This window comes from Variovorax boronicumulans (genome assembly GCF_019352895.1).
Lineage (GTDB): Bacteria > Pseudomonadota > Gammaproteobacteria > Burkholderiales > Burkholderiaceae_C > Variovorax > Variovorax boronicumulans_A.
The window spans coordinates 42,200-68,896 of the sequence record NZ_JAAAFX010000015.1 but is presented as its reverse complement, the minus strand read 5'-3'; the positions used below and the strand labels follow the sequence as shown (position 1 = coordinate 68,896).

Here is a 26,697-nt window from a genome sequence, read left to right as displayed (position 1 = left end):
ACCGCGTTGCGGCGCCGCGCGATGTCCTGCGCGCGACGGCGCTCAGGCCTCGGCCTTGCGCAGCACGTAGCCGATGCGCGGGAAGTGCACGTGCACGGTGCCCGTGCGGTCGCTGCGGCGCGCCAGCGTGTAGTGGGTGCGCGTCGCGGCGACCAGCTGGCCGGCGGTTTCCTCGAGGCCGAAGCTCTCGGCCCGGACCGTGACCTCGCTGCCGAGCGGGATGCCGTGGTCGTCCTGGAAGGTGCTGTCGGTCAGCACCGTCAGGGGCGTCGCCGCCTGGGCCACGGCGATGGCTTCCGGCGCGCTGAATTTCTCCGGCTGGCCATGGCCGATGGCCGCGATGCGGTCCATCCAGTCGACCACCGCCGGCGTGAGGTCGAGGATGCCCTTCACGGCCTCGATGCGGCGCGTGTACCAGAGCGGGTGGTAGGCGGAGAAGTCGGCGATGCAGGGCACTTCGCCGAGCAGGAAGGGCTTGTCGTCGAGCATGTCCGACAGGCGCCGCAGGTAGGACTTGTAGGCGCTGGTGGCATCGGCGGGCCGCAGCCGCGTCATGTTGCCCGCGCTCATCTTGCCGCGGTCCTCGCCGAAGGCCTTGGCCGCCTCGGGCGGCGCATGGGCGAAGACCTCGGCCGCGCCCTTGGGCTGGAGGTTCCATGCCATCGCCGCCCAGAACAAGGTGGTGTCGGCCCACTGCGACAGGATGCGCGACATGCCTTTCTCGGGCTCCGGGTAGAGCGTGGCCTGCGGCTGCAGGTGTTCCAGCACGTCGGCGATGAGCGCCGAGTCGCAGTACATGTCGGCGCCGATCTGCAGGAACGGCGTCTTGCGGTAGCCCCCGGTGAGTTCGAGCACCTCGGGCTTGGGCATGATCGGCGGGATGAAGACCGACTTCCACGGCAGCTTCTTGACGCCGAGGATCAGCCGGACCTTCTCGGAGAAGGGAGAGGTGGGGTAGTGATGGAGGATGAGGTCGGTCATGCCGCCACCCTACCCGTTCACCCCCTCAACGTCGAGTCCTGGGCGCGACACGCCCGCCGACGGCTCGGCGAAGCGACGGCCTTGCGCGCGGCGCAGGCCGGCCGGAGGCTCAGACGAGCTTGACCAGCTGCTTGCCGAAGTTGCGGCCCTTGAGCAGGCCCAGGAAAGCCTCGGGCGCCGCGGCGATGCCCTCGGCCACCGACTCGCGCGGGCGCAGCTTGCCGCTGGCGACCAGGCCGCCCAGCTCCTTGAGCGCCTCGGGCCAGAATTCCATGTGCTCGCTGACGATGAAGCCTTCGATCTTCAGGCGGTTGATCAGGATCAGCGCCGGGTTGGCCAGCGGCAGCGGCGCGCCGTCGTAGCCGGCGATCATTCCGCACAGGGCCACGCGGGCGAAGGCGTTGGTGCGCAGCAGCACCGCATCGAAGATGTAGCCGCCGACGTTCTCGAAGTAGCCGTCGATGCCGTCCGGGCAGGCTTCCTTGAGCGCCTGCGACATGCTCTTGACGTCAGGATGCTGCTTGTAGTCGATGCAGGCGTCGAAGCCCAGTTCCTCGGTCGCGTAGCGGCACTTGTCCGCACCGCCCGCGATGCCCACCACGCGGCAGCCGCGGGCCTTGGCCAGCGCGGCGAAGGCGCTGCCCACCGCGCCGCTGGCGGCCGTGACCACCACCGTCTCGCCGGCCTTCGGCGCGATGATCTTGACCAGGCCGTACCAGGCGGTCACACCCGGCATGCCGACCGCGCCCAGGTAGTGCGACAGCGGCACGTGGGTGGTGTCGACCTTGCGCAGCGCGCCGACCACGTTGCCGTCGACCACGCTGTATTCCTGCCAGCCGCCGAAGCCCACCACCTTGTCGCCCACGGCGTACTTGGGGTTCCGGCTCTCGACCACCTCGCCCACCGTGCCGCCCTGCATCACCTGGCCCAGCGGCTGCGGCTGCGCATAGCTCTTGGAATCGTTCATGCGCCCGCGCATGTACGGGTCCAGGCTCAGGTAGTGGTGGCGCACCAGCACCTGGTGGTCCTCGAGCGCGGGCGTCTCGGCGGTCACGAGCTTGAAGTTGCCGGCGACGGCTTCGCCCTCGGGGCGGTTGTCCAGATGCTGTTGGCGATTGGTGGGCATGAAAGGCTCCTGTTCGATGGGGGTGGTGTCTGTCTTGAGTCGAGGAACACCGCGGAACCGGCTTTGCCGGGCCGCGGGTGTGGCCCCCTTTTGCGGGGGGAGGCGCCGCAGGCGCCTCGGGGGTCAGTCCGTCGACGGTGGACGCTGCGCATTCGCGCTCGCCGGACCCGTCGGCAGGCGTCGTTTCACGTACTTGAAAGTGCCCGTCGACTGTGCGCAGGCCTGCTCCTTCTCGTCGTAGATCGTGGCCTCGACAAAGGCCAGCGTCGCGGTGCGGTGGATCAGCCGGCCGCGCGCGCGCAGCGGGCCGACCGAGGGCCGCATGAAGCTGGTCTTCATCTCGATCGTGACCACGCCGACCTCGGGCGTCTGGCTGCGTGCCGCCGCCGCCATCGCGATGTCGAGCAGGGTCATGCAGGCGCCGCCGTGGGCCACGTCGAAGGTGTTGAGATGCTCGGGCTTGGGCGTGTAGAGGATCTCGGAGGCACCGTCTGCGAACTTGGTGAGCTCGAAGCCCAGGTGCCGCGCGAACGGGATCTGGCTGGTGTAGGAACGGACGTTGATGTCGTTGTTGTCGCTCACGGTCGCGGTCCCGTTCAGGCCAGCACGACGCTCACGCCGCCGTCGACCGCCAGCCACTGGCCGGTGATGTGCTTGCCGGCCTCGCTCGCGTAGAGCAGCGTGATGCCCTTGAGGTCCTCGTCGTCGCCGAGCCGGCCCAGCGGCACGGTGGCCGTCATCTTGTCCTCGCCCACGTTCTTGATCAGCACCGAGGCCATTTTGGTCATGAAGAAGCCGGGGCAGATCGCGTTGACGTTGATGTTGTACTTGCCCCATTCGGCGGCCAGCGTCTTCGTGAAGCCGATCACCGCGGTCTTGGAGGTGTTGTAGGCCAGGGTCTGGATCTCCGGCCCGTTGCCGTTGAGGCCCGCGATCGAGGCGATGTTGATGATGCGCCCCGTCTTGTTCGGGATCATGTACTTGTTGGCCACCTGCTGGGCCAGCACGAAGTAGCCGCGCACGTTGAGGTTCATGACCTTGTCCCAGGCCTCGACCGGGTGCGACTCGGCGGGTGCGCCCCAGCTGGCGCCGGCGTTGTTGATCAGGATGTCGATGGCCCCCATGCGCTCGAGCGTCTGGTCGGCCAGGCGGCGCGTGTCCTCTTCCTTGGCGCAGTCGGCGGCGATCCAGCGCGCGTCGATGCCCGCGGCCTGCAGGTCGGCGGTGGCCTGCTCCAGGTCGTCGGCCTTGCGCGAGCTCAGCATGATCCGGGCGCCCGCCTCGCCCAGCGCATGGGCCATCTGCAGGCCCAGGCCGCGCGAACCGCCGGTGATGAGCGCGGTCTTGCCGCTGAGGTCGAAGAGTTGTTGAACGGTGCGTTGGCTCATGGGTGCATCTTTCTGTGTGTGGGTTCCGATCCGCGGTTGGCGAGGCTCGCTCACAATAACCGGCAGGACCAAATCCAGGGATACCGCGGAACCGGCTTTGCCGGGCCCCCGGTATCGCCCCCTGGGGGGAGGCGCCGCAGGCGCTTCGGGGGGTTAAGTCTTGTAGTCGAACACGCTGCGCGAAGCGCGCGCGGGCAAGGTCGCCACCACTTCCTGGTGCCGCGGGTGCACGACGTAGGCCTGCAGCGAGGCGGCATCGTCGAACACCGAGTACAGCGCCACGTCGTGGTTGGCTTCCAGCCCCTCGGCCTGCACGGCGACCTCGAACTCGCGCATGCCGGGCACGATGCCCTTGCAGGTCTCGAGCAGTTGCTTGAATGGCGGCGCCTGCGTGGCGTCGACGAGTTTCCACATCACGATGTGCTTGATCACGGTTTGTCCTTGATGCGCGAACGCAGGTAGATCAGCAGCACGCCGACGGCGGCCGCCAGCGCGCCCGGCGTGGCCAGGCTCCAGCCGAGCACGGTGTCGGTGCGCGACGTGGCGATCCCCAGAATCAGCACGAACAGGCCGCCGTAGATCAGGAGCCAGGTCCATTTCTCCAGGCTGGCGTGCGGCTTCGGCGGTTCGTTGGATCGTAGTTTGGGCATGTAGCTCCCGCTGTTCATCAGAATGCTTCCTCGGGCATTTGGGCGCATGTGGGATCTCGGTTCTCGACCACACGCAGCCACGCGCCGATTTTCGGCAGTTCGTAGTGAAAGAAATAGCTTGCGGCCCCGAGCCTGCCGACGGTGGCCGGCGTCGATGCTGCCGCATCGCCCAAAAGCGAGCGATATGCAACATCGAGCCAGATCCACGCCAGCACGGTATGGCCGAAAGCTTGCATATAGGGTACCGCGTTCGCGAGGGCCGCTCCCGGATCGCCGGTCGACCAGGCGGCGCGGGTCGCCGCCTCGACCTGCGCGAGCGCGTCGGTCAGGGCCCGGGCATCGGCCGCCAGCGCGGGCACGGCGGCCGCGCGCGCGGCCGTTTCGGCGATGCGCGCGGCCAGCAGCGCCAGGCCGCGGCCGTCTTCCATCAGCACCTTGCGGCCCAGCAGGTCGGCCGCCTGGATGCCGTGCGTGCCCTCGTGGATCATGTTGAGGCGGTTGTCGCGCCAGTACTGCTCGACCGGGAAATCGCGCGTGTAGCCGTAGCCGCCATGGACCTGGATGGCCAGCGAATTGGCCTCCAGGCACCACTCGCTGGGCCAGCTCTTCGCGATGGGCGTGAGCACCTCCAGCAGCAGCCGCGCCTCGTCGGCCGCCTGCGCGTCGCCGGTCTTCTGCACGTCGACCAGCCGCGCGCAGTAGAGCTGCAGCGCCAGCGACCCTTCGCAGTACGCCTTCTGCGCCAGCAGCATGCGGCGCACGTCGGCATGCTCGATGATGCGCACCTGCGGCCTGGCCGCGTCCTTGCCGGCCGGGCCCACGGGTCGGCCCTGCGGGCGCTGCCTGGCATAGGCCAGCGAGGCCTCGTAGCCGGCCATGCCCAGCATCGAGGCCGCCATGCCGATGGCGATGCGCGCCTCGTTCATCATGTGGAACATGCAGTGCAGGCCCTTGCCGGGCTGCCCGACCAGGTAGCCCACCGCGCCGGCCTTGCCGTCGACCGGGTACCTGCCCTCGCCGAAGTTCAGCAGCGTGTTGGTGGTGCCGCGCCAGCCCAGCTTGTGGTTGAGGCCGGCCAGCGCCACGTCGTTGCGCTCACCGGTGAGCGCGCCCGAGGTGTCGACCATCTTCTTCGGCACGATGAACAGCGAGATGCCGCGCGTGCCCGGCACCAGCTTGCCGTCGGCGTCGGGGATCTTGGCCAGCACGATGTGCACGATGTTCTCGGTCAGCTCGTGGTCGCCCGACGAGATCCACATCTTGTTGCCGGTCAGGCGGTAGCGCGGGCCCAGCGGGTCGTCCTGGAAATCGGCCCCGTCGGGCACGGCGCGCGTGGCCACGTCGCTCAGCGAAGAACCGGCCTGCGGCTCCGACAGGCACATGGTGCCGGCCCAGCGGCCCGAGAATTCGTTCTTGGCGAACACCTCTTTCTGCATGTCGGTGCCGTGCACCATCAGCAGGTTGGCGTTGCCGCTGGTCAGCATGTTCGAGCCGATGCTGACCGAGGCCATCGCGAAGAAGGCGTTGGCCGCCGATTGCACGGTGTAGGGCAGCTGCATGCCGCCGATCTCGTAGTCCTGCGCGGCGCTGAGCATGCCCGAGCCCGCGAAGGCCGCATGGGCGTCGTGCGTGGCCTGCGGCAGGATCACCTTCTCGCCGTCGAAGTGCGGCTCCTGCGTGTCGACGATGCGGTTCGCCGGCGCGTACTTCTCGCGCGCGATGCGCTCGCAGGTGTCGAGCACTGCGTCGAAGGTCTCGCGCGAATGGTCGGCGAAACGCTCGTTCTGGTTGAGCGACTCGGCATCGAGCCAGTCATAGAGCAGGAAGTCGAGGGTGGAGCGAAACGTCATGGCCGTGCCGTGCTGGAAGGAGACAAGCCGAGCAATGTACTGGAATCAATGCGGCGGCCCTGACTCCTTGAAGACACGTGCCGTATCGCCCGGGCGCTCGCCAAAACGCCGCTGGTAGTGGGCCGCGAAATGGCCCGCATGGAAGAAGCCGTAGCGTTCGGCCAGCCGCGCCAGGGCGCCGGGCTCCGCGCGGATCGCCCCGCCCACCAGCGCCTGGCGCACCAGGTCCAGGCGCATCCCCCGCCAGTACGCCATCGGACTTTCGCCGGTGGCGGCAGCGAAGGCCTGCTGCAGGCCCCGCGCGCTCACGCCCAGATGGCGGCACAGGTCGACCAGCGTGAAGGGCTCGGCGGCATGGGCGCGCATGAACTCCTGGGCCCGGCGCACCGTGCGCGGCAGCAGGGCCCGCCGGGCCGAGGCGTCGAGCACCGGCCGGTGGCTGTGCGGCAGCTGCAGCAGCAAGGTGGAGATCAGGTAGCTTTCCGCCTGGCGGGCCAGCGCAGAGCCGGCAAAGCCCGGGTCGCCGTCCAGCGCGTCGCAGAGGTAGCGCACGAAGGCCACGGCGGGGGCGACGGAGGGTTCGTCCAGCCGCACGCCGGGCTCGAAGACCGGCGGGCCCTGCACCTCGCACTGCGCCAGCTGCGCGAGTTGCGCCACCACCGCGGCCTGCGAGAAACGCACGATCAGGTGGGGGCTGTCGTCGGCCCATTGCATGCGCAGGGATTCGGTGGGCGATGGCAGGGAGGCCATGCTGCGGTCGGCCCGCACCTCCTTGCCGCCACACCAGACGGTGGCGCCGCCGCGCAGGGGAATCTGCAGCAGGTAGAAGCTGCCCAGATGGCCGGGGTCGATCTCCACGGCCGGGCCGTACTGCACGTAGTTGAGGCTGGCGTCCGCGCCCAGCGGCGCGCTGTGGTGGCGGGCGTCCAGCGCATCGCGCGGGTGGCAGGTGTTGAGCACGTGGGGGCAGAACACCCGCGCCACGCTTTCGCGCGCCTGGTCCACGTCGCGGGTGTGGAACAGGCTGAAGCGCGACAGGGGCAGCGAAGCGGGCCGGGTCAGCATGGTGCAGACAATCTATCAAAAGGCCCCTTCCTGCACATCGGGGCCGGCCCTCGGCGCCCGGTAAAGACCTGCGCATTCGGGATCCGGCCTGCGCTTTCCGGACCCCGCGCGCGCCCCGCCCTGCCTATCGTTCGGCCATCCCAACGATAAAAGGAGACGGCGATGTTCAAGGGCTTGCAGGACAAGGTGGCGATCGTGACCGGCGGGGCGACCCTCATCGGCGCGGGCGTGGTGCGCGCGTTGCACGAGGCCGGGGTGCGGGTGACGCTGGCCGACATCGATGCCGAAGGCGGCGCGCGCGTCGCCGCGAGTTGCGGCGGCGACGACAAGGTGTGGTTCCGCCGCACCGACATCACCGACGACGCCCAGGTCCGGGCCTGCGCCGACGAGACCGCTGCGCGTTTCGGCCGGGTGGACTTCCTGGTCAACCTGGCCTGCAGCTACGTCGACAACGGCGTCGAATCGCCGCGTGCGGACTGGCTCACGGCGCTCAATGTGAACGTGGCCAGCGCCGTCGTGATGCTGCAGGCGGTGCTGCCGCACCTGCGCCGCAGTGGCGGGGGGGCGGTGGTGAACTTCACCAGCATCTCCTCCAAGGTGGCCCAGACCGGCCGCTGGCTCTATCCCACGAGCAAGGCCGCGCTGGTGCAGCTCACGCGCAACATGGCGCTGGACCTGGCGCCCGACAACATCCGCGTCAACAGCGTCTCGCCCGGCTGGACCTGGTCGGCCATCATGGACCAGCTGAGCCAAGGCGACCGCGCCAAGACCGACCGCGTGGCCGCGCCCTTCCACATGCTGCGCCGCGTGGGCGACCCGCAAGAGGTGGCGCAGGTGGTGCTGTTCCTGTGCTCCGACCACGCCAGCTTCGTCACCGGGGCGGACTACGCCGTCGATGGCGGCTACTCGGCCATGGGTCCCGAATCCTTCGAGCCGGCCATCCCCAAGCTGATGGCCTGACCCCCACGAAACCACTGGAGACACCCATGCGCAACATCCTCATCGTCGGCGCCGGCCAGTCCGGCCTGCAACTCGCCCTAGGCCTGCAGGCCCGGGGCTATGGCGTGACCGTGGTCTCGAACCGCTCGGCGGACGACATCCGCGGCGGCAAGGTCATGTCCAGCCAATGCATGTTCCATGACAGCCTGCAGCTGGAGCGGGACCGCGGCCTGGCCTTCTGGGAACAGGACTGCCCGCCGGTGGAGGGCATTTCCTTCGCCGTGCCCCACCCCGAGCAGGCGGGCGTGAAGGCGCTGAGCTGGAGCCACCGGCTGGACCATGTCGCGCAGTCGGTCGACCAGCGCGTCAAGTTGCCCGGCTGGATGGAGGCCTTCAGCCAGCGCGGCGGCCAGCTGCTCTTCAAGGATGCCGAGATCGAGGACCTGGAGCAGTGGACACGCGAACATGACCTGGTGATCGTGGCGGCCGGCAAGGGCGCCATCGCCAAGATGTTCGAGCGCGACGCCGACCGCAGCCCCTACGACCGGCCCCAGCGCGCCCTGGCCCTCACCTACGTGCACGGCATGCGGCCGCGCGAGGAGCACAGCGCGGTGAGCTTCAACCTGATCCCAGGGGTGGGCGAGTACTTCGTCTTCCCGGCGCTCACGCACAGCGGCCCCTGCGAAATCATGGTGTTCGAAGGCGTCCCGGGCGGCCCCATGGACTGCTGGGCCGACGTCCGCAGCCCCGCCGAGCACCTGGCGCGCTCACTGGAGATCCTGCGGCGCTTCCTGCCATGGGAAGCCGAGCGTTGCGCGCAGGTGGAACTCACCGACGCCAACGGCCTCCTCAGCGGCGCGTTCCCGCCGACGGTGCGCAAGCCGGTCGGGCGCCTGCCCAGCGGACGGCTGGTGATGGGCATGGCCGATGCGGTGATGCTCAACGACCCGATCACGGGCCAGGGCTCGAACAATGCCGCGAAATTCGCGCACGCGGTGGAGACCGCCATCGTCGCGCAGGGGCAGGCCGCCTTCGACGAGCGCTTCATGCAGCACACCTTCGAGGGCTTCTGGAACGGCTACGGCACGCATGTGAGCGGCTGGACCAACGCCATGCTGGCGCCGCCGCCCCCGCATGTGATGCGGCTGCTGGGCAGCGCCGCTGCCTTGCCCGCGGTGGCGCGACGCATCGTCAACGGCTTCAACGACCCGACCGACTACGCGAACTTCTTCATGCGCCCGGACCTGGTCGATGCCTACCTCGCGCAGGTCGCACCGGCCGAGGAGGCTGCGGCATGAGCGTGGTCGAAGCGCCTGCCGCCCTGCCCCCGCTGCAGGCCCTGCGCCGGGCCGCGTGCCTGCCGCCGGCCGACTTCCGGCTGGCCATGCGCCGGCTCGCGGGCGCGGTGTGCATCGTCGCCACGACTGACGGGCAGCGGCCCACGGGCCTCACGGCCACGGCCGTCACGGCGCTGTCGGCGGAGCCCGCGCGCCTGCTGACCTGCATCAACCTCAACGGCAGCACCTTCCGTGGCATCACCGAGAGCCGGCGCATGAGCGTGAACCTGCTGGCCACGCACCATGCCGATCTGGCGGGGCGCTTCGGCGGCGCCGGGCCCGGCACCGGCGAGCTGTTCGAGACGGCGCTGTGGGACACCCTGACCACCGGCGCGCCCATCCTGCGCGATGCGCTGGTGGCCTTCGACTGCGTGGTCGACGAGATGATGGTCGCGCACAGCCACGCCGTGATCATCGGCGAGATCAAGGCCGTACAACTGCACCCGGGACGCCATGCGCCGCTGCTCTATGCAGACGGCCGCTACACCACATTGCACCCCCAAGGAAACCCCAACCCATGAGCACCACATCCGAGGCGCAAGCAAGCCGCCTGACCCTGCGCGCCGCCGACGGCAGCGGCGAATTCGGCGCCTACCTCGCCCTGCCCGCCGCGGGCAAGGGTCCGGGCATCGTCATCGCGCAGGAGATCTTCGGCGTCAACAAGACGATGCGCGAGCTGGCCGACTATTACGCCGAGGAAGGCTATGTCGCGCTGGTGCCCGATCTCTTCTGGCGCCAGGAAGCCGGCATCGAACTCGATGAATCGCAGTTCGACCGCGCGCTGGCGCTCTACCAGGGCTTCGACGAGGCCAAGGGCGTGGAGGACATCCAGGCCGCGCTGGACGCCTTGCGCACCCTGCCGGCCTTCGCGGGCCAAGCGGGCGTGCTGGGCTTCTGCCTGGGCGGCAAGCTGGCCTACCTGTCGGCCTGCCGCACCGACTGCGAGGTGGCCGTGGCCTACTACGGCGTCGGCATCGAACAGGCGCTGGACGAGGCCAAGGCCCTCACGGGCAAGCCGCTGGTGCTGCACATCGCCGAGCAGGACGGCTTCTGCCCGCCGGCGGCGCGCGACGCCATCCTGCAGGCGCTGCAGGGACGCGCGGGTGTGGAACTCTACGTCTACCCCGGCGCGGACCACGCCTTCGCGCGCGCCGGCAGCGAGCATTTCCACAAGCCTTCGGCCCTGATGGCGCACCAGCGCAGCATCGCGGCCTTCCGCAAGGTGCTGGGGCCGCACTACGACTTCTCCGCGCTGTGGGACAAGCACTGCGAGCATGAATTCGCCACCCGCGACGTCGAGGCCACCATGGCCACGATGGTGGCCGAGCCCTACGTCAACCACATCCCGACGATGACCGGCGGCGTGGGCCACCGGCTGCTGTCGCGCTTCTACCGCCACCACTTCGTGGATGCGAACCCGCCCGACACCACGCTGATCCCGATCTCGCGCACCGTGGGCACCAGCCAGATCGTCGACGAGATGCTGTTCTGCTTCACCCACAGCTGCGAGATCGACTGGCTGCTGCCGGGCGTGCCGCCCACCGGCCAACGCGTGGAGATCCCGCTGGTCGCCATCGTGAAGTTCCGCGGCGACAAGCTCTACCACGAGCACATCTACTGGGACCAGGCCAGCGTGCTGGTGCAGATCGGCAAGCTGGATCCGACCGGGCTGCCAGTGGCCGGCGTGGAGACCGCGCGCAAGCTGCTCGACGAACAGCTGCCATCGAACACGCTGATGGCCAACTGGGCGCATTCCGCCTAGGCGCGGATGCGAAAAGGCCGCGCCGGGCTGGAGGCCCGACGCGGCCTTTTGCTTGCCGCAGTGATTCGAAGATCAGATCACTTCGAACACGCCCGCAGCACCCATGCCGCCGCCGATGCACATCGTGACCACGACCTTCTTCGCGCCGCGGCGCTTGCCTTCGATCAGCGCGTGGCCCGTGAGGCGCTGGCCGCTCACGCCGTAGGGGTGGCCCACGGCGATGGCGCCGCCATCCACGTTGAGGCGGTCGGCCGGGATGCCCAGCTTGTCGCGGCAGTAGATCACCTGCACCGCGAAGGCTTCGTTGAGTTCCCACAGGTCGATGTCGTTGACCGTCAGGCCCAGCTTCTTCAGCACCTTGGGGATCGCGAACACCGGGCCGATGCCCATCTCGTCGGGTTCGCAGCCCGCGACCGCGAAGCCGAGGAAGCGGCCCAGCGGCTTCAGGCCCTTGCGCTCGGCATAGGCTTCGTCGACCAGCACGCAGGCGCCGCCGCCGTCGGAGAACTGGCTGGCGTTGCCGGCCGAGATCAGGCCGCCAGGCATGGCCGAGCGGATGCCGCTGATGCCTTCCTTGGTGGTGCCGGCGCGGATGCCTTCGTCGTTCTCGACCGTGACTTCCTTGGTGCGCAGGCCCAGCACCGGGTCGGCCACGCCGGCCAGCACGGTGATCGGGGCGATCTCGTCCTTGAAGCGGCCGGCTTCCAGCGCGGCGGTGGCGCGCTGCTGGCTGGCGGCGCCGTACTCGTCCATCGCGTCGCGGCCGATGTTGTAGCGCTTGGCGACCTGCTCGGCGGTCTGCAGCATGTTCCAGTAGATCTCGGGCTTGTGCTTGACCAGCCACGGGTCGGTGATCATGTGGCGGTTGGCCTCGTTCTGCACGCACGAGATGCTCTCGACGCCGCCGGCCACATAGACCTCGCCCTCGCCCGCGATGATGCGCTGGGCCGCGGTGGCGATGGTCTGCAGGCCCGAGGAGCAGAAGCGGTTGATGGTCATGCCCGAGGTGGTGATGGGCAGGCCGGCGCGCAGCGCGATCTGGCGCGCGATGTTCGAGCCGGTCGCGCCTTCGGGCGTGGCGCAGCCCATGATCACGTCGTCGACCTCGGCGCCGTCGATGCCGGCGCGCGCCACCGCGTGCTGCACCGCATGGCCACCCAGCGTGGCGCCGTGCGTCATGTTGAAGGCACCCTTCCAGCTCTTGGCGAGCGGCGTGCGGGCGGTGGAAACGATGACGGCGCGGGTCATGGTGAGGTCCTTTGGAGAATGGAAGGGAAAGAGGTCACTGCGCGGCCGCGGCCGAACCGGTGCTGCGCAGGACCTGGTGATAGAACTGGATCATCCGGGCGTAGTTGGCCACCGCCAGGCGCTCGTTGGTCCCGTGGAAGCGCGCCAGGTCCTCGCCCTTCATCTGCAGCGGCGAGAAGCGGTAGACCGCGTCGCTGACCAGGCTGAAGTGGCGCGAGTCGGTGGCCGCGGTCATCAGGCCCGGCGCCACCACGGCCTCGGGGAAGACCTCGCGCACCGAGCGCGCGATCGTGGCGTAGCCACGGCCTTCGGTGGGTGACACCGGCGAAGGCTCCGAGTTGCCCGGGTAGGCCTCGATCTGGATCGCGTCGTTGGCCAGCGTCTTGCGCAGATGCGCCTCGACGCTCTGCAGCGAATCGCCGGGCAGCACGCGGAAGTTCACCGCCGCCTCGGCGCGGCCGGGCAGCACGTTGTCCTTGTTGCCGGCCTTGACGATGGTCAGCGCCGTGGTGGTGCGCAGCATCGCGTTGCTGCTCGGGCTCTTCTCCAACTGGGACTGCACCAGCGGTGCGGTCAGCCAGAGGTTGGTGAGCATGAAGCGGTTGATGCCGCCCATCTCGGGCGCCAGCGTGCCGAACATCGAACGCGCGACACCCTGGATCCCGCCCGGCATGGGCGTGGCCTCGAGCCGGGCCAGCGCGGCACTCATCTGGCCGATCGCGCTGTGCGCGGGCGGCATCGACGAATGGCCGGGCGCCGTGTCGAGCGAGAGGAAGAAGGTGGCGTAGCCTTTCTCGGCCAGGCCGATCAGCGCCGCGGGCTTGCTCAGGCCCGGCAGCACGCCGTCGAGCACCAGCAGGCCCTCGTCGAGCACCCACTCGAGCCGCACGCCGCGGGACTTCAACAGCTGGGCGATCGGCAGCGCGCCGCGCAGGCCGCTGACCTCCTCGTCGTCGCCGAAGACGAAGTAGACGGTCTGGCGCGGCTGGAAGCCCGCGGCCACCAGCATCTCGACGGCCTCGAACTGGGCCATCAGGTTGCTCTTGTTGTCGAGCGTGCCGCGGCCCCAGACGAAGCCTTCCTGCACGGTGCCGCTGAAGGGCGCGACGGTCCACATCTTCTCGGTGCCCGGCGCGATCGGCACCACGTCCTGGTGCGCAAGCAGCGCCACCGGCGCGGCGCTGGGGTCGCTGCCGGCCCAGGTATAGAGCAGCGCCTTGCTGCCGACCACTTCCCTCTTCAGCACGGCATGCAGCTTGGGGAACTGCTGCGCCAGCAGCGCATGGAGCTTGTCGAACTCGGCCTCGCTCTGCGCCACGTTCTCCAGGCTGGAGACCGTGCGCAACTGCACCGCGCCCGACAGGCGCTGCACGGCCGCGTCGAGGTCGATGGCCAGCGGCGGCGGGGCCGCCACCGCCACCTGCTGCGAGGGCGTGCGCCAGGTGTTGACCGCCATCGCGGCGGCCAGCACCACCACGACGCCCAGCAATCCGACGAACGCTCGCTTCAGCACGGTGTGGCCTGCTGCTTCAGGCGAAGGACTTGCCTTCGGCCACCAGCTTGCGGATCAGCGGTGCCGGCTCCCAGAACGACGCATCGTCGTGCGGGTTCCGGGCAAAGCGCTTCATCGCCTCGGCCACGTTGTAGAGGCCGACCTGGCCCGCGTAGTGCATCGGGCCGCCGCGCCAGATCGGGAAACCGTAGCCCGTGAGGTAGACCATGTCGATGTCGCCCGCCTTCGAGGCGATGCCGTCCTCGAGGATGTGCGCGCCTTCGTTGACCAGGGCGTAGACCAGGCGCTGCACGATTTCCTCGTCGCTGATCTTGCGCGGCGTGATGCCTTCGTCCTTGCGGTGCTGCGCGATCAGGTCGAGCACGACCTGGCTCGGGATCGCGTCGCGCTTGCCGGCTTGGTAGTCGTACCAGCCCGCGCCGGTCTTCTGGCCGAAGCGGCCCAGCTCGCAGAGCTTGTCGGCGGTCTTGCTGTACTTCATGTCGGCGCGCTCGGTGGCGCGGCGCTTGCGGATCGCCCAGCCGATGTCGTTGCCGGCCAGGTCGCCCATGCGGAACGGGCCCATCGCGAAGCCGAACTTCTCGACCGCACGGTCGACCTGCTGCGGCGTCGCGCCTTCGTCCAGCAGGAAGCCGGCCTGACGCGAGTACTGCTCGATCATGCGGTTGCCGATGAAGCCGTCGCACACGCCCGACACCACGGCCGTCTTCTTGATCTTCTTGGCCACGCCCATCACGGTCGCCAGCACGTCCTTGCCGGTCTTGGCGCCGCGCACCACTTCCAGCAGCTTCATCACGTTGGCCGGGCTGAAGAAGTGCATGCCCACCACGTCCTGCGGACGCTTGGTGAAGGCCGCGATCTTGTCGACGTCGAGCGTCGAGGTGTTCGACGCCAGGATCGCACCGGGCTTGGCCACGCGGTCGAGTTCGCCGAAGACCTTTTCCTTGACGCCGAGCTCCTCGAACACGGCCTCGATGATCAGGTCGGCGTCCTTGAGGTCGTCGTAGCTCAGCGTGGTGCTCAGCAGCGCCATGCGCTGCTCGTACTTGTCCTGCTTGAGCTTGCCCTTCTTGACCTGGGCTTCGTAGTTCTTCTTGATGGTGGCGATGCCACGGTCGAGCGCCTCCTGCTTCATCTCGAGGATCTTGACCGGCACGCCGGCGTTGAGGAAGTTCATCGAGATGCCGCCGCCCATGGTGCCGGCGCCGATCACGGCCACCGACTTGATCTCGCGCTTGGGCGTGTCGTCGGCCACGTCGGGGATCTTGCTCGCGGCGCGCTCGGCCATGAACAGGTGGCGCAGCGCCAGCGATTCGGGCGTGAACATCAGCGCGGTGAACAGGCGGCGCTCTTCGGCCAGGCCGTCGTCGAACTTCATCTTGGCCGCGGCTTCGACGGCATCGACGCACTTCAACGGCGCCGGGTAGTTCTTCGACATGCCGCCGACCATGTTGCGCGCGAACTGGAAGTAGGCGTCGCCCTGCGGGTGCTTGCACGGCAGGTTGCGCACCAGCGGCAGCGCATCGCCGGTCTTGCCGGCGACCGACTTCGCGAAGGCCACGGCTTCGTCGAACAGCGATTCGGCCGAGGCCGACAGCGCGTCGAACAGCTTCTGGCCAGGCAGGCTGGCCAGCACTTCGCTCTTGACGGCCTCGCCGCTGACGATCATGTTCAGCGCGGTCTCGACGCCGAGCACGCGCGGCAGGCGCTGCGTGCCGCCGGCGCCGGGCAGCAGGCCCAGCTTGACTTCGGGCAGCGCGACGCTGGTGCCCGGTGCGGCCACGCGGTAGTGGCAGCCGAGCGCGAGCTCGAGGCCGCCGCCCATGCAGACCGAGTGAATCGCGGCCACGACCGGCTTGGTCGAGGCTTCGAGCGCGAGGATCACGCTCAGCAGGTTCGGGTCCTGCAGCGCCTTGGCGGTGCCGAATTCCTTGATGTCCGCGCCGCCCGAGAAGGCCTTGCCGGCACCGGTGATGACGACCGACTTCACCGCGTCGTCGGCCAGCGCCTTCGCCAGTCCGTCGGTGATGCCCACGCGCGTCGCAAAGCCCAGGCCGTTGACCGGGGGGTTGGCCAGCGTGATCACGGCGACCTCGCCGAGCACTTTGTATTCAGCCGTCATGCTGCTTTCCTTCGAATGAGAGGGTTGGAGAGGATGAACCGCGGAGCGCCCACGCCCGGACGCAGGGCGCCCGGCGGGGACTGTCTCCGAAAAGAACGACTGTTCTTTTTTTCCGGAATTCTAGGCATTTCCGGCCACCGGGCAATGTCACCCAGTCGCTGGAGGGACAAGTCGTGCAAGTCCGGGCCCCCAGTGCAGGCGGCCGGCCCTTTCACTTACACCTCGAGCCATTCCTTGCGCGTGGCCGCATCGGCGCGCAGGCCATCGGGCGTGCCGTCGAACACGATGCTGCCATGGCCCATGACCAGCGCGCGGTCGGAGATCTGCATCGCGATGGTGAGCTTCTGCTCGATCAGCAGCACCGACACGCCGCGGTCCTTGAGCCGCTTGAGGTACTCGCCCACCAGCTCGACGATCTTCGGCGCCAGGCCTTCGGTGGGCTCGTCGATGATGATCAGGTCGGGGTCGCCCATCAGCGTGCGGCACAGCGTGAGCATCTGTTGCTCGCCGCCCGAGAGCACGCCGGCCTCGTTGTGCTGGCGCTCCTTGAGGCGCGGGAACATCGCGTACATGTCGTCGAAGGACCAGCGGCTGGACTTGACCGCCGCCTTGCCCTTCTGGCCCAGCAGCAGGTTCTGGTGCACCGTGAGCTTGGGGAAGATCTCGCGGTTCTCGGGCACGTAGCCGATGCCCAGGTGCGCGATCTCGTAGGCCTTGCGGCGCAGGATGTCCTGGCCCTTCCAGTGCAGGCCGCCCTCGGCATGCACCAGGCCCATGATGGCCTTGGCGGTGGTGGATCGGCCCGAGCCGTTGCGGCCCAGCAGCGCGACGATCTCGCCGGGCTGGACGCCGAAGGAAACGCCATGCAGCACATGGCTCTTGCCGTAGTAGGCGTGGAGGTCCTGGAGCTTGAGCATGTCAGTGGCCTCCCTGCGCGTCGGCGACCGAGGAGCCCAGATAGGCCTCCTGCACTCTCGCGTTGGCACGCACCGCGGCCGGCGTGTCGAAGGCGATCACCTCGCCATAGACCACCACCGCGATCCGGTCGGCCAGGCCGAACACCACACCCATGTCGTGTTCCACCGTCAACAGCGTGCGACCCACGGTCACCTCCTTGATGAGCGCGATGAAGTGCGCGGTCTCGGTCGTGCTCATGCCGGCCGTCGGTTCGTCCAGCAGGATCACGCTGGCGCCGCCGGCGATGGTCACGCCGATCTCAAGCGCGCGTTGCTCGGCGTAGGTGAGGTTCACCGCCAGCACGTCGCGCTTGCGGTCCAGGCCCACCTGGCGCATCAGCTGCTCGGTGCGCTCGTTGGCGTCGTCGAGCTTCGACAGGAAACGCAGGAAGGTGTAGCGGTAGCCCAGGCTCCACAGCACGCCGCAGCGCAGGTTCTCGAAGACGCTGAGCTTGGGGAAGATGTTGGTGATCTGGAAGCTGCGCGACAGCCCCATGCGGTTGATCTCATAGGGCCGCATGCCGTTGACCCGCTGGCCGTTGAGCAGCACGTCGCCGCTGGTCGGCGTGAGCCGGCCGCTGATGAGGTTGAACAGCGTGGACTTGCCCGCGCCGTTGGGCCCGATGATCGCGACGCGCTCGCCGGCCTTCACCGCCAGGTTGGCGCCGCGGATGATCTCGGTCTTGCCGAAGTTCTTGCGCAGGTCCTTGAGTTCCAGCGCGTAGTTCAATGTGGCGCTCATGCCGTCTCCCCGCGCTTGATCTCGCGCTCGATCACTTCCTGTGCCGCGCCCCATTCGCGCACGAAGCGGCGACGCACGATTTCCATCAACACCCCGCCGACCACCATCAGGCCGATCGAGACCGCCCAGGTCGTCGCACTCGAGGTGTCGAGCGTGAAACCGAAGAAGCGCACCGTCGGGCCCAGGGCCGCGTTGAGCTGCATGTGATAGATCATCTCGACCACGCTGGCCACGCCGGCGACCAGCACGGCACCGGTCGCGAACAGCCCGGCGTAGAGCTTCCAGAAGGGCTTGAAGAGGCCGAACTTGGCCACCCGCAGGTTCATCATGATCAGGCTGGCCACGCCGCCCGGCGCGAACATCACCATGAACAGGAAGATCAGGCCCAGGTACAGCAGCCAGGCCTTGCTGAGCTCGGACAGCAGGATCGAGGCAAACACCAGCAGCACCGCGCCGATGATCGGCCCGAAGAAGAAGGTCGCGCCGCCCAGGAAGGTGAACAGCAGGTAGCCGCCCGAGCGCAGGCCGTTGAGGCTGTCGGCGGCGTTGACGATCTCGAAGTTGATCGAGGCCAGCCCGCCGCCGATGCCGGCGAAGAATCCCGCGATGATGAAGGCCGTGTAGCGCACGCGCTGCGTGTTGTAGCCGATGAACTCGACGCGCTCGGGGTTGTCGCGCACCGCGTTCAGGATCCGGCCCAGCGGCGTGCCGGTGAAGGCGAACATCAGCGCGGTGCAGATGAAGCAGTAGACCGCGATCAGGTAGTACACCTGCGTCTGCGAGCCGAAGTCCAGGCCGAAGAGAGGCGTGCCGTAGACCCGGTTGGTGGTGATGCCGCCCTCGCCACCGAAGAAGGTGGGGAACATCAGCGCCATCGAGGCCACCAGTTCGCCCAGGCCCAGCGTGATCATCGCGAAGGTGGTGCCCGACTTCTTGGTCGTGACGTAGCCAAACAGGATCGCGAAGAACATGCCGCCCAGCCCGCCGACCAGCGGGATCAGCACCAGCGGCACCGGGATGCTGCCCTTGGCCGCCAGGTTCATGGTGTGGATGGCGATGAAGGAGCCCAGGCCGGTGTAGACCGCATGGCCGAAGCTCAGCATGCCGCCCTGCCCCAGCAGCATGTTGTAGCTCAGGCAGATGATGATCAGGTAGCCGATCTGCGAGAGCATGGTCAGCGCCAGGCTGCTGCGGAACAGCATCGGCGCGACGATCAGCGCGATGGCGAACAGCGACCACACCAGGATGCGGCCGAGGTTCCAGGGCTTGAAGCGGTGGTAGCGCACGGGCGCCGACGCGGATGCAATTGAATTCATCTCAGTTTTCCAGCACGCCATTGCGTGACACACGACACATGAAACCGGCAGATCTCGAGGCCAGGGATACCGCGGAACCGGCTTTGCCGGGCCGCTGGTATCGCCCCCTTGAGGGGGAAGCGCCGCAGGCGCATCGGGGGTGGTCCAGGGATACCGCGGAACCGGCTTTGTCGGGCCGCTGGTATCGCCCCCTCGAGGGGGAGGCGCCGCAGGCGCTTCGGGGGTGGTTCTTCATCTCAATCTTCGCGGGTGCCGAGCAGGCCTTTAGGGCGGAAAATCAGGATCAGCACGAGGAACAGGTACGGCAGGATCGGGGCGACCTGCGAGATGGTGAGCTTCATCAGCTCGTAGCCGAAGGTCTGCTCGGTCACGGCCACGCCCAGGCCCTGGAGCCCGGTGGCGACCGAATAGTCCATGGCCACGGCGAAGGTCTGGACGATGCCGATCAGCAGCGACGCCAGGAAGGCGCCGGCCAGCGAGCCCATGCCGCCGACCACCACCACCACGAAGATGATCGAGCCCACCGAGGCGGCCATCGCCGGCTCGGTGACGTAGGTGTTGCCACCGATCACGCCGGCCAGCCCGGCCAGCGCCGCACCGCCGCCGAACACCAGCATGAACACGCGCGGCACGTTGTGGCCCAGCGCCTCGACCATTTCCGGGTTCTTGAGCGCGGCCTGGATCACCAGCCCGATGCGGGTGCGCGTGAGCAGCAGCCACACCGACACCAGCATCAGCATGGCGACCAGCATGATGAAGGAACGCGACTTGGGGAACTGCGTGCCGTAGAGCGTGAACAGCGGACCCTGCAACTGGGTCGGCAGGCCGTAGGGCACCGTCGAGCGGCCCCACAGCAGCTGCACCACCTCGAGGATCAGGTACGAGAGGCCGAAGGTCACCAGCAGCTCCGGCACATGGCCGTACTTGTGGACCCGGCGCAGGCTGTAGCGCTCGAAGGCGGCGCCCAGCGCGAACACGACCAGGGGCGCGAGGATCAGGGCCGGCCAGAAGCCGACCAGGCCCGAGATCGTGTAAGCCAGGTAGGCACCGAGCATGTAGAAGCTGGTGTGCGCAAAGTTGAGCACGCCCATCATGCTGAAGATGAGCGTGAGGCCCGAGCTCAGCATGAACAGCAGCAGCCCGTAGCTGACGCCGTTGAGCAGGGAGATGACAAAGAATTCGACGTTCATCGTTCCGTACGGTGGTGAAAAGAAAAAGGCCCGAGTTGTGAAGTCGGGCCTCGACACTCAGGCGCGGGTGCGCGTCAGGAGGGCCGCTTCATCTCGCAGCTGGTGGGCGTGCTCGATACATAGGCCTCGTAGTACTTGACCGGTGCCAGCGTGTAGCCGGTGTTCTCCGGGCTGTAGGGGTTCTTGGCATCGGTCTTCTGCCAGCGCGTGATGAACAAGCCCTGCTGCAGCTGGTGGTCGGCCTTGCGCATCTCGACGTCGCCGTTGAAGCTCTTGAACTTCATGCCTTCGAGCACCGCCGCCACCTTGGCCGGCTCGGTCGACTTCACGCGCACAAAGGCCTCGCTCAGCATGGCGTAGACGGTGTACACGTCGGCCGTGTACAGGTCGTCGTTGAACTTCTTCTTGAACTCGGCCATCAGCGGCACCATCGGGCCGGGCGCGTTGTAGTGGCTGTAGCCCACCTGGTAGACCTTGCCGTCGGAGGCCGCGCCCATGGCGGTCGGCGTGCCGGTGGTCACGGCGTAGTAGGTGTAGAACTTGACGTTCAGGCCGGCGTCGTTCGAGGCCTTGATCAGCAGCGCCAGGTCGGAGCCCCAGTTGCCGGTGATCACCGAGTCGGCGCCCGACTGCTTGATCTTGGCGATGTAGGGCGCGAAGTCGCGCACCTGGGCCAGCGGATGCAGGTCGTCGCCGACGATCTGCACATCGGGCCGCTTGGCCTTGAGGTTTTCCTTGGCGTACTTCGAGACCTGCTGGCCGTGCGCGTAGTTCTGGTTGATCAGGTAGACCTTCTTGATGTCGGCCTGGTCCTTCATGAAGGTGGTCAGGGCTTCCATCTTCATCGAGGTGTCGGCGTCGAGCCGGAAGTGCCAGTAGCTGCACTTGCTGTTGGTCAGGTCGGGGTCGACCGCGGCGTAGTTGACGTACAGCACTTCCTTGCCGGGGTTGCGCGCGTTGTGCTTCTCGAGCGCGTCCATGATCGCCAGCGCCGGGCCCGAGCCGTTGCCCTGCACCACGTAGCGGGCGCCCTGGTCCATGGCCGAGCGCAGCGCGCTGGTGGTTTCCTGGGGGCTCAGCTTGTTGTCGATGCCGATGATCTCGAACTTCACGCCGGCCACGTTCTTCTTGTTGAACTCCTCGGCCAGGAACTGGAAGGTCTTGAGCTGGTTGGTCCCGACCGAGGCCATCAGGCCCGACAGCGGATCGAGCCATGCGATCTTCACGGTTTCGCCCTGCTGGGCCCAGGCGCCGGCGGCGCTGGCGGCAATCAGGGAGGCGGCGAGAAACTTGACTGGAAATTGCATGGTTGTCTCCTGGGTCGTTGGTCTGAGTGCGAGCGAGATTACAAGCCTTTGCAGGTCGGACCGTCAGGGAATGCCCGTAACGGCCGCCTCGGAGAGAGCGTTTCTATCGCCCACGCGACAGGCGGCACGGAAAAATCCTACCGCGCGGTAGAACTTCGCCGTGCACCATCTCAGGGACGCTTCATCTGGCACGAGGTCGGCGTGCTGGCTACGTAGGACTCGTAGTACTTGACCGGCGCCAGCGTGTAGCCGGTGTTCTCGGCATCGTAGGGGTACTTCGCGCTCTTCTTCTCCCAGCGCGTGATGTAGAGGCCCTGCTGCAGCTGGTGGTCGGACTTGCGCATCTCGATCTCGCCGTTGAAGCTCTTGAGCTTCATGCCTTCCAGCGCCGCCGCGACCTTGACCGGGTCGGTCGACTTGGTCTGCGCGAAGGCGTTGTCGAGCAGCGCGAACACATGGTGGATCGAGGTCTGGACCATGTCGTCGTTGAGCTTCTTCTTGTAGCCGTCGATGCTCTTCTGCATGTCGCCACCCATGTTGTAGTGGGCGTAGCTGACGGTGTAGACCTTGCCCTCGGAGGCCGCGCCCATGGCCGTCGGCGCACCCGCGCCGTAGGCGTAGTAGGTGTAGAACTTGACGTTGCTCAGGCCCGCGTCATTGGCGGCCTTGATCAGCAGCGACAGGTCGGAGCCCCAGTTGCCGGTGATCACGGTGTCGGCGCCCGACTGCTTGATCTTGGCAATGTAGGGCGCGAAGTCGCGCACCTGGGCCAGCGGATGCAGGTCGTCGCCGACGATCTGCACATCGGGCCGCTTGACCTTGAGGTTTTCCTTGGCGTACTTCGCAACCTGCTGGCCGTGCGCGTAGTTCTGGTTGATCAGGTAGACCTTCTTGATGTCGGTCTGGTCCTTCATGAAGGTGGTCAGGGCTTCCATCTTCATCGAGGTGTCGGCGTCCACGCGGAAGTGCCAGTAGCTGCACTTGGCGTTGGTCAGGTCGGGATCGACCGCCGCGTAGTTCATGTAGAGCATTTCCTTGCCCGGATTGCGCGCGTTGTTCTTCTCGATCGCATCCATGATCGCCAGCGCCGGACCCGAACCGTTGCCCTGCATCACGTAGCGGGCGCCCTGGTCCATGGCCGAGCGCAGCGCGCTGGTGGTTTCCTGCGGGCTCAGCTTGTTGTCGATGGCGACGATCTCGAACTTCACACCCGAGAGGTTCTTCCTGTTGAACTCTTCGGCGAAGTACTGCGTGGTCTTGAGCTGGTTGGTGCCCACGGCGGCCATCAGGCCGGACAGCGGGTCGAGCCAGGCAATCTTGACCGTCTCGCCCTTTTGGGCGAATGCGCCTGCGGCGGCGGATACGAGAACGACGGCTGCGACGGCCTGCAACGGGAACTTCATGACTGTTTTGTCTCCTGCGATGAAATAGAACGGAAAAGAATCGCGGGCCAGGGGTTCAGGCCACGGCCCGCGCGGAAGGCCATCGGCACGGTCGACCTACCCTTCGGTAGGAAAGCCGCGCCGACAGGGTTTCAGAGCCCGGGCAGCTTGTAGCCCTTGAGCTGCTCGCGCAGCTTGGTCTTGAGGATCTTGCCAGTGGCACCGATCGGGATCGCCTCGACGAAGATCACGTCGTCGGGGATCTGCCACTTGGCGGTCTTGCCTTCGTAGAACTTGAGCAGTTCCTCGCGCGTGACCTCGGCGCCCGGGCGCTTGACCACTGCCACCACCGGGCGCTCGTCCCACTTGGGATGGAACACGCCGATGCAGGCCGCCATGGCGATCGCCGGATGCGCGACCGCGATGTTCTCGATGTCGATCGAGCTGATCCACTCGCCGCCGGACTTGATCACGTCCTTGCTGCGGTCGGTGATCTGCAGGAAGCCGTCGGCGTCGATGGTCGCCACGTCGCCCGTGGGGAACCAGCCGCGGCCCTGCGCGTCGGGCACCAGCGGGTTGCCGCCCTCGGCCTTGAAGTATTCCTTGACGATCCACGGTCCCTTGACCAGCAGGTCGCCGTAGGCCTTGCCGTCCCAGGGCAGTTCCTTGCCGTCGCCGTCGACGATCTTCATGTCGACGCCGAAGATCGCCCGGCCCTGCTTGAGGCGGATCGCATCCTGCGCATCGGCCGACATCGACAGGTGCTTGTTCTTGAGCGTGCACAGCGTGCCCAGCGGGCTCATCTCGGTCATGCCCCAGGCGTGCAGCACCTCGACGCCATAGTCCTGCTGGAAGGCATGGATCATGGCCGGCGGGCAGGCCGAGCCGCCGATCACCGTGCGCTTGAGCGTCGTGAAACGCAGGCCGGCCGGCTTCATGTGCGTGAGCAGCATCTGCCAGACGGTGGGCACGCCGGCGGCGTAGGTCACCTTCTCGGCCTCGATCAGTTCGTAGACCGACTTGCCGTCGAGCGCCGGGCCGGGGAAGACCACCTTGGCACCGGTCAGCGCGGCCGAGTACGGGATGCCCCAGGCGTTGACGTGGAACATCGGCACCACCGGCAGCACCGAATCACGTGCAGACAGGCCCATGACGTCGGGCAGAGCGGCCGCGTAGGCGTGCAGGATGGTCGAGCGATGGCTGTAGAGCGCGGCCTTGGGGTTGCCCGTGGTGCCGCTGGTGTAGCACATGCTGGAGGCCGAGTTCTCGTCGAAGCTGGGCCAGGCGTAGTCGGTGGGCTGGTCGCCGATCCAGGCCTCGTAGCTGACCAGTCCGGGGATGCCGCTGTCGGCCGGCAGCTTGTCGGCGTCGCACAGCGCGATCCACTTCTTGACCGTGGCGCACTTGGCATGCACGGCCTGCACCAGCGGCAGGAAGCTCAGGTCGAAGCACAGGATCTGGTCTTCGGCATGGTTGGCGATCCAGGCGATCTGCTCGGGGTGGAGGCGCGGATTGATGGTGTGCAGCACGCGGCCCGAACCCGAGACCCCGTAGTAGAGCTCCAGGTGACGGTAGCCGTTCCACGCCAGCGTGGCGATACGGTCGCTGAACAGCAGGTTCTCGCCGTCCAGCGCACTGGCCACCTGGCGCGAACGCCGGGCCACGTCGGCCCAGGTGTAGCGGTGAATGTCGCCTTCGACCCGCCGCGACACGATTTCGCCGTCGCCGTGGTGACGTTCGGCGAATTCGATCAGGGACGAAATCAACAACGGTTGGTCTTGCATCAAACCCAGCATCTACAAACTCCTGTGTGAAATAACTTTGAAAAGCTTACCGACCGCAGATTCACGCAAGCTTTTGAAGCTTCCACAATGACACAAACCCGCACTGGACGGCACGCTCAATTCGGCGCGGCGGCCACGGGCGTGATCTTCGCGTCCGACAGCGTGGCGTCGAGCCGCAATTGCGCCGGCCAGGGCGCCCAGTTCGCGCCCAGCGCCGGCGTGTTCGGGTCGCCGTTGCGCATGAAGGCGCCGACGCTGGCCATGACCGCGTTCGACAACGCGATCCGCCCGGGCTTGTTGGCCTGGCTGAACTCGGCGTTGGTGAGCAGCGCCGGGCCGAAGTTGCCGAACACGAAGGCCAGGTCGAAGGCATGGGCCGCGCCGTAGACATCGTTCCACGGTGACGGGGCCTGGGCCCAGTCGAAGCGGTAGTGCCAGATGTTCGACTGGTGCTGCTTCATCGCGCCCAGCAGGTTGTCGCGGTTGGCCTCGAACAGGCCGCGCGTGATCAGGCCGGTGGCCGCGTTGTAGCCCGTTCCCACCGTGTCTACCGGCAGGTAGGAAGGGTCGATGATGTCTTCCACGGTGAGCGTGGGCGCCGCATCGGGGTTGTAGTCGTACATCATCTTGAAGCGCTTGGCGTCGTCGACGATCCAGCCTGCCTTGAAACCCGGGATGCCGAGCGAACCCAGCAGGCCCGCGAACAGCTTGCCCTCGTCGCGCGTGTTGCCGGTCAGGGCCGGCACCTGGATGTAGTTGCCGGCGGCGATGGCGCCGATCGGGTCGGTCGGGATCACCGTGCCGTCGGGAATGGGATTCGCGCTGTTCAGGCCCGCGGCCTGGACCACGCGCAGCAGCGCCTTGCCCTCCTGGGCGCGCAGGTAGTCGGCCACCTGGGCGGGGGTGCGTGTCGCCAGGTAGGTGCGCGCGGCCGCGACATCCACTGCCGTGCCGTCGGCGACCAGCAACCTCTCGAGCAGGGTTTCGCCCTGCTTCGTCGAGGCCGGCGTCAGCGTCGGCAGCGTGCCGGTTGGCAGGTTGCTCGCCAGCGAGATCCCGCCGCTCATCTCGAAGACCTTGTGGAACAGCCCCTTGGCCATCGGCGAGGTCATCAGCGCCAGCAGGTTGGTGGCGCCGGCCGATTCGCCCGACAGCGTGACGTTGCCCGCATCGCCGCCGAAGGCCGCGGCGTTGGCCTGGATGTAGCGCAGGGCCGCCAGGATGTCGAGCAGCGCGAAGTTGCCCGAGTCGTCGCCCGCCGTCCCGCCGGTGCGCAGCTGCGGCACGTTCAGGAAGCCCAGCAGGCCGAGCCGGTAGTTGGTGGTGATCACCACCGCGTTGGCGGCCTTGGCCAGGGCCGCGCCGTCGTACAGCGGGTCGGCCGTGTAGCCCGAGATGTTGCTGCCGCCGTGGACGAACAGCAGCACCGGCAGCTTCGCGTCGGTGGTGGCCGGGCGCCAGACGTTGACATACAGGCAGTCCTCGCTGCCCACCGGCTGGCCCAGCGTGGTGCCGATGGTGGCGTCGTAGGTGTTGTTCTCGCCTGGGCCGAACAGGCGCCCGAGCTGCAGGCAGGCGTTGCCGAAGGTCGCCGCGGGGCGGATGCCGCTCCAGGCCTCGGGCTCGACCGGTGCGCGCCAGCGCAGGGCGCCGACCGGCGGCTTGGCGAAGGGAACGCCCTTCCAGGACCAGGTGCCGGTGCGCGCGCTGTCGTCCACGCCCTCGATCTTGCCGGCCGTGGTCTGGCGCACCATCGGCCCGTCGGCGGCCGGCGGCGTGGGGGTCGGGGTGGTGGGTGGCGGCGTCGGTGCCGCCTGGGACGAGCCACCGGAACCGCCGCAGGCCGCGAGGACCAGGCAGGCGGTTGCCGCCAATGTCGAAGCGAGCGCGCGTGCGCCCACCGCTGTCTTTTTTGTCTCGTTCATTCTTGTTGTATCCACACCGGGTTAATCGGAATTTCTGGATTGGTGTCCGGTGACCCATACTGCGAAGCCATCGAACCCGTCAAAATTCTAGGAACGGTCGCCGTTTTCCCCGCT

The 26,697-nt window shown here is 67.6% G+C and carries 23 protein-coding genes; 4 read left to right on the top strand and 19 right to left on the bottom strand.

Annotation, left to right across the window (positions count from 1 at the left end; translation table 11 throughout):
* Positions 1–42: 42 nt before the first annotated feature.
* From K0H49_RS29895 to K0H49_RS29860, 8 genes are all read right to left on the bottom strand, one after another.
* Positions 43–981 carry a glutathione S-transferase family protein gene (locus tag K0H49_RS29895; RefSeq protein ID WP_219220560.1) on the bottom strand — a complete coding sequence of 313 codons (939 nt, stop codon included), beginning with the start codon at positions 979–981 and terminating at the stop codon, positions 43–45.
* 109 nt (positions 982–1,090) lie between these two features.
* Positions 1,091–2,107, bottom strand: a complete 1,017-nt coding sequence (locus K0H49_RS29890) for an NADP-dependent oxidoreductase (RefSeq protein ID WP_219220559.1) — start codon at positions 2,105–2,107, stop codon at positions 1,091–1,093.
* A 123-nt stretch (positions 2,108–2,230) separates the two neighbouring features.
* Positions 2,231–2,689: a PaaI family thioesterase gene (locus tag K0H49_RS29885; RefSeq protein WP_374122447.1), complete on the bottom strand. Its 459-nt coding sequence runs from the start codon at positions 2,687–2,689 to the stop codon at positions 2,231–2,233.
* 14 nt (positions 2,690–2,703) lie between these two features.
* Entirely contained in the window at positions 2,704–3,495 is a 792-nt protein-coding gene (locus K0H49_RS29880) for an SDR family oxidoreductase (RefSeq protein WP_219220557.1), read from the bottom strand.
* 153 nt (positions 3,496–3,648) lie between these two features.
* Positions 3,649–3,927, bottom strand: a complete 279-nt coding sequence (locus tag K0H49_RS29875; protein ID WP_219220555.1) for a Dabb family protein — start codon at positions 3,925–3,927, stop codon at positions 3,649–3,651.
* Positions 3,924–4,145 carry a hypothetical protein gene (locus K0H49_RS29870; protein ID WP_219220553.1) on the bottom strand — a complete coding sequence of 74 codons (222 nt, stop codon included), beginning with the start codon at positions 4,143–4,145 and terminating at the stop codon, positions 3,924–3,926. Before K0H49_RS29870 ends, K0H49_RS29875 begins: the two co-directional genes overlap by 4 nt.
* A 17-nt stretch (positions 4,146–4,162) precedes the next feature.
* Complete coding sequence (locus tag K0H49_RS29865; RefSeq protein WP_219220551.1) at positions 4,163–5,995, bottom strand: acyl-CoA dehydrogenase; 1,833 nt, start codon at positions 5,993–5,995, stop codon at positions 4,163–4,165.
* A gap of 45 nt (positions 5,996–6,040) precedes the next feature.
* Positions 6,041–7,060 carry an AraC-like ligand-binding domain-containing protein gene (locus K0H49_RS29860; protein ID WP_219220549.1) on the bottom strand — a complete coding sequence of 340 codons (1,020 nt, stop codon included), beginning with the start codon at positions 7,058–7,060 and terminating at the stop codon, positions 6,041–6,043.
* 162 nt (positions 7,061–7,222) lie between these two features.
* Between K0H49_RS29860 and K0H49_RS29855 the strand changes: the two genes are divergently transcribed.
* Genes K0H49_RS29855 through K0H49_RS29840 form a run of 4 tightly spaced genes read left to right on the top strand, consistent with a single transcriptional unit; the run spans position 7,223 to position 11,098 of the window.
* On the top strand, positions 7,223–8,020 hold the full coding sequence (locus tag K0H49_RS29855; protein ID WP_219220547.1) for an SDR family oxidoreductase: 798 nt from the start codon (positions 7,223–7,225) through the stop codon (positions 8,018–8,020).
* 26 nt (positions 8,021–8,046) lie between these two features.
* On the top strand, positions 8,047–9,297 hold the full coding sequence (locus K0H49_RS29850; RefSeq protein ID WP_219220545.1) for a styrene monooxygenase/indole monooxygenase family protein: 1,251 nt from the start codon (positions 8,047–8,049) through the stop codon (positions 9,295–9,297).
* Complete coding sequence (locus K0H49_RS29845) at positions 9,294–9,857, top strand: flavin reductase family protein (RefSeq protein ID WP_219220543.1); 564 nt, start codon at positions 9,294–9,296, stop codon at positions 9,855–9,857. Before K0H49_RS29850 ends, K0H49_RS29845 begins: the two co-directional genes overlap by 4 nt.
* Positions 9,854–11,098: a dienelactone hydrolase family protein gene (locus K0H49_RS29840; protein ID WP_219220541.1), complete on the top strand. Its 1,245-nt coding sequence runs from the start codon at positions 9,854–9,856 to the stop codon at positions 11,096–11,098. The genes K0H49_RS29845 and K0H49_RS29840 overlap by 4 nt, the downstream gene beginning before the upstream one ends.
* Before the next feature lie 72 nt (positions 11,099–11,170).
* Here the strand turns inward: K0H49_RS29840 and K0H49_RS29835 are convergent, their stop codons facing one another.
* From K0H49_RS29835 to K0H49_RS29785, 11 genes are all read right to left on the bottom strand, one after another.
* Complete coding sequence (locus tag K0H49_RS29835; RefSeq protein WP_219220539.1) at positions 11,171–12,346, bottom strand: acetyl-CoA C-acyltransferase; 1,176 nt, start codon at positions 12,344–12,346, stop codon at positions 11,171–11,173.
* A 34-nt stretch (positions 12,347–12,380) separates the two neighbouring features.
* A complete protein-coding gene (locus K0H49_RS29830) occupies positions 12,381–13,859 on the bottom strand; it encodes a M20 family peptidase (RefSeq protein WP_219220537.1) in 1,479 nt (492 codons plus the stop codon).
* Between the two features lie 16 nt (positions 13,860–13,875).
* On the bottom strand, positions 13,876–15,981 hold the full coding sequence (locus K0H49_RS29825) for a 3-hydroxyacyl-CoA dehydrogenase NAD-binding domain-containing protein (RefSeq protein ID WP_219220536.1): 2,106 nt from the start codon (positions 15,979–15,981) through the stop codon (positions 13,876–13,878).
* 215 nt (positions 15,982–16,196) lie between these two features.
* Positions 16,197–16,898, bottom strand: coding sequence for an ABC transporter ATP-binding protein (locus K0H49_RS29820; RefSeq protein ID WP_219220534.1), 702 nt, complete (start codon positions 16,896–16,898; stop codon positions 16,197–16,199).
* 1 nt (position 16,899) lies between these two features.
* Positions 16,900–17,679: an ABC transporter ATP-binding protein gene (locus tag K0H49_RS29815; RefSeq protein WP_219220532.1), complete on the bottom strand. Its 780-nt coding sequence runs from the start codon at positions 17,677–17,679 to the stop codon at positions 16,900–16,902.
* On the bottom strand, positions 17,676–18,995 hold the full coding sequence (locus tag K0H49_RS29810; protein ID WP_219220530.1) for a branched-chain amino acid ABC transporter permease: 1,320 nt from the start codon (positions 18,993–18,995) through the stop codon (positions 17,676–17,678). The genes K0H49_RS29815 and K0H49_RS29810 overlap by 4 nt, the downstream gene beginning before the upstream one ends.
* A 236-nt stretch (positions 18,996–19,231) precedes the next feature.
* Positions 19,232–20,185, bottom strand: a complete 954-nt coding sequence (locus tag K0H49_RS29805) for a branched-chain amino acid ABC transporter permease (RefSeq protein WP_219220528.1) — start codon at positions 20,183–20,185, stop codon at positions 19,232–19,234.
* A gap of 74 nt (positions 20,186–20,259) precedes the next feature.
* Entirely contained in the window at positions 20,260–21,492 is a 1,233-nt protein-coding gene (locus K0H49_RS29800) for a branched-chain amino acid ABC transporter substrate-binding protein (protein ID WP_219220526.1), read from the bottom strand.
* A gap of 170 nt (positions 21,493–21,662) precedes the next feature.
* Complete coding sequence (locus tag K0H49_RS29795; protein ID WP_219220525.1) at positions 21,663–22,895, bottom strand: branched-chain amino acid ABC transporter substrate-binding protein; 1,233 nt, start codon at positions 22,893–22,895, stop codon at positions 21,663–21,665.
* 131 nt (positions 22,896–23,026) lie between these two features.
* Positions 23,027–24,670, bottom strand: coding sequence for a 3-(methylthio)propionyl-CoA ligase (locus K0H49_RS29790; protein WP_219220522.1), 1,644 nt, complete (start codon positions 24,668–24,670; stop codon positions 23,027–23,029).
* 104 nt (positions 24,671–24,774) lie between these two features.
* A complete protein-coding gene (locus K0H49_RS29785; RefSeq protein ID WP_219220520.1) occupies positions 24,775–26,583 on the bottom strand; it encodes a carboxylesterase/lipase family protein in 1,809 nt (602 codons plus the stop codon).
* Positions 26,584–26,697 lie beyond the last annotated feature (114 nt).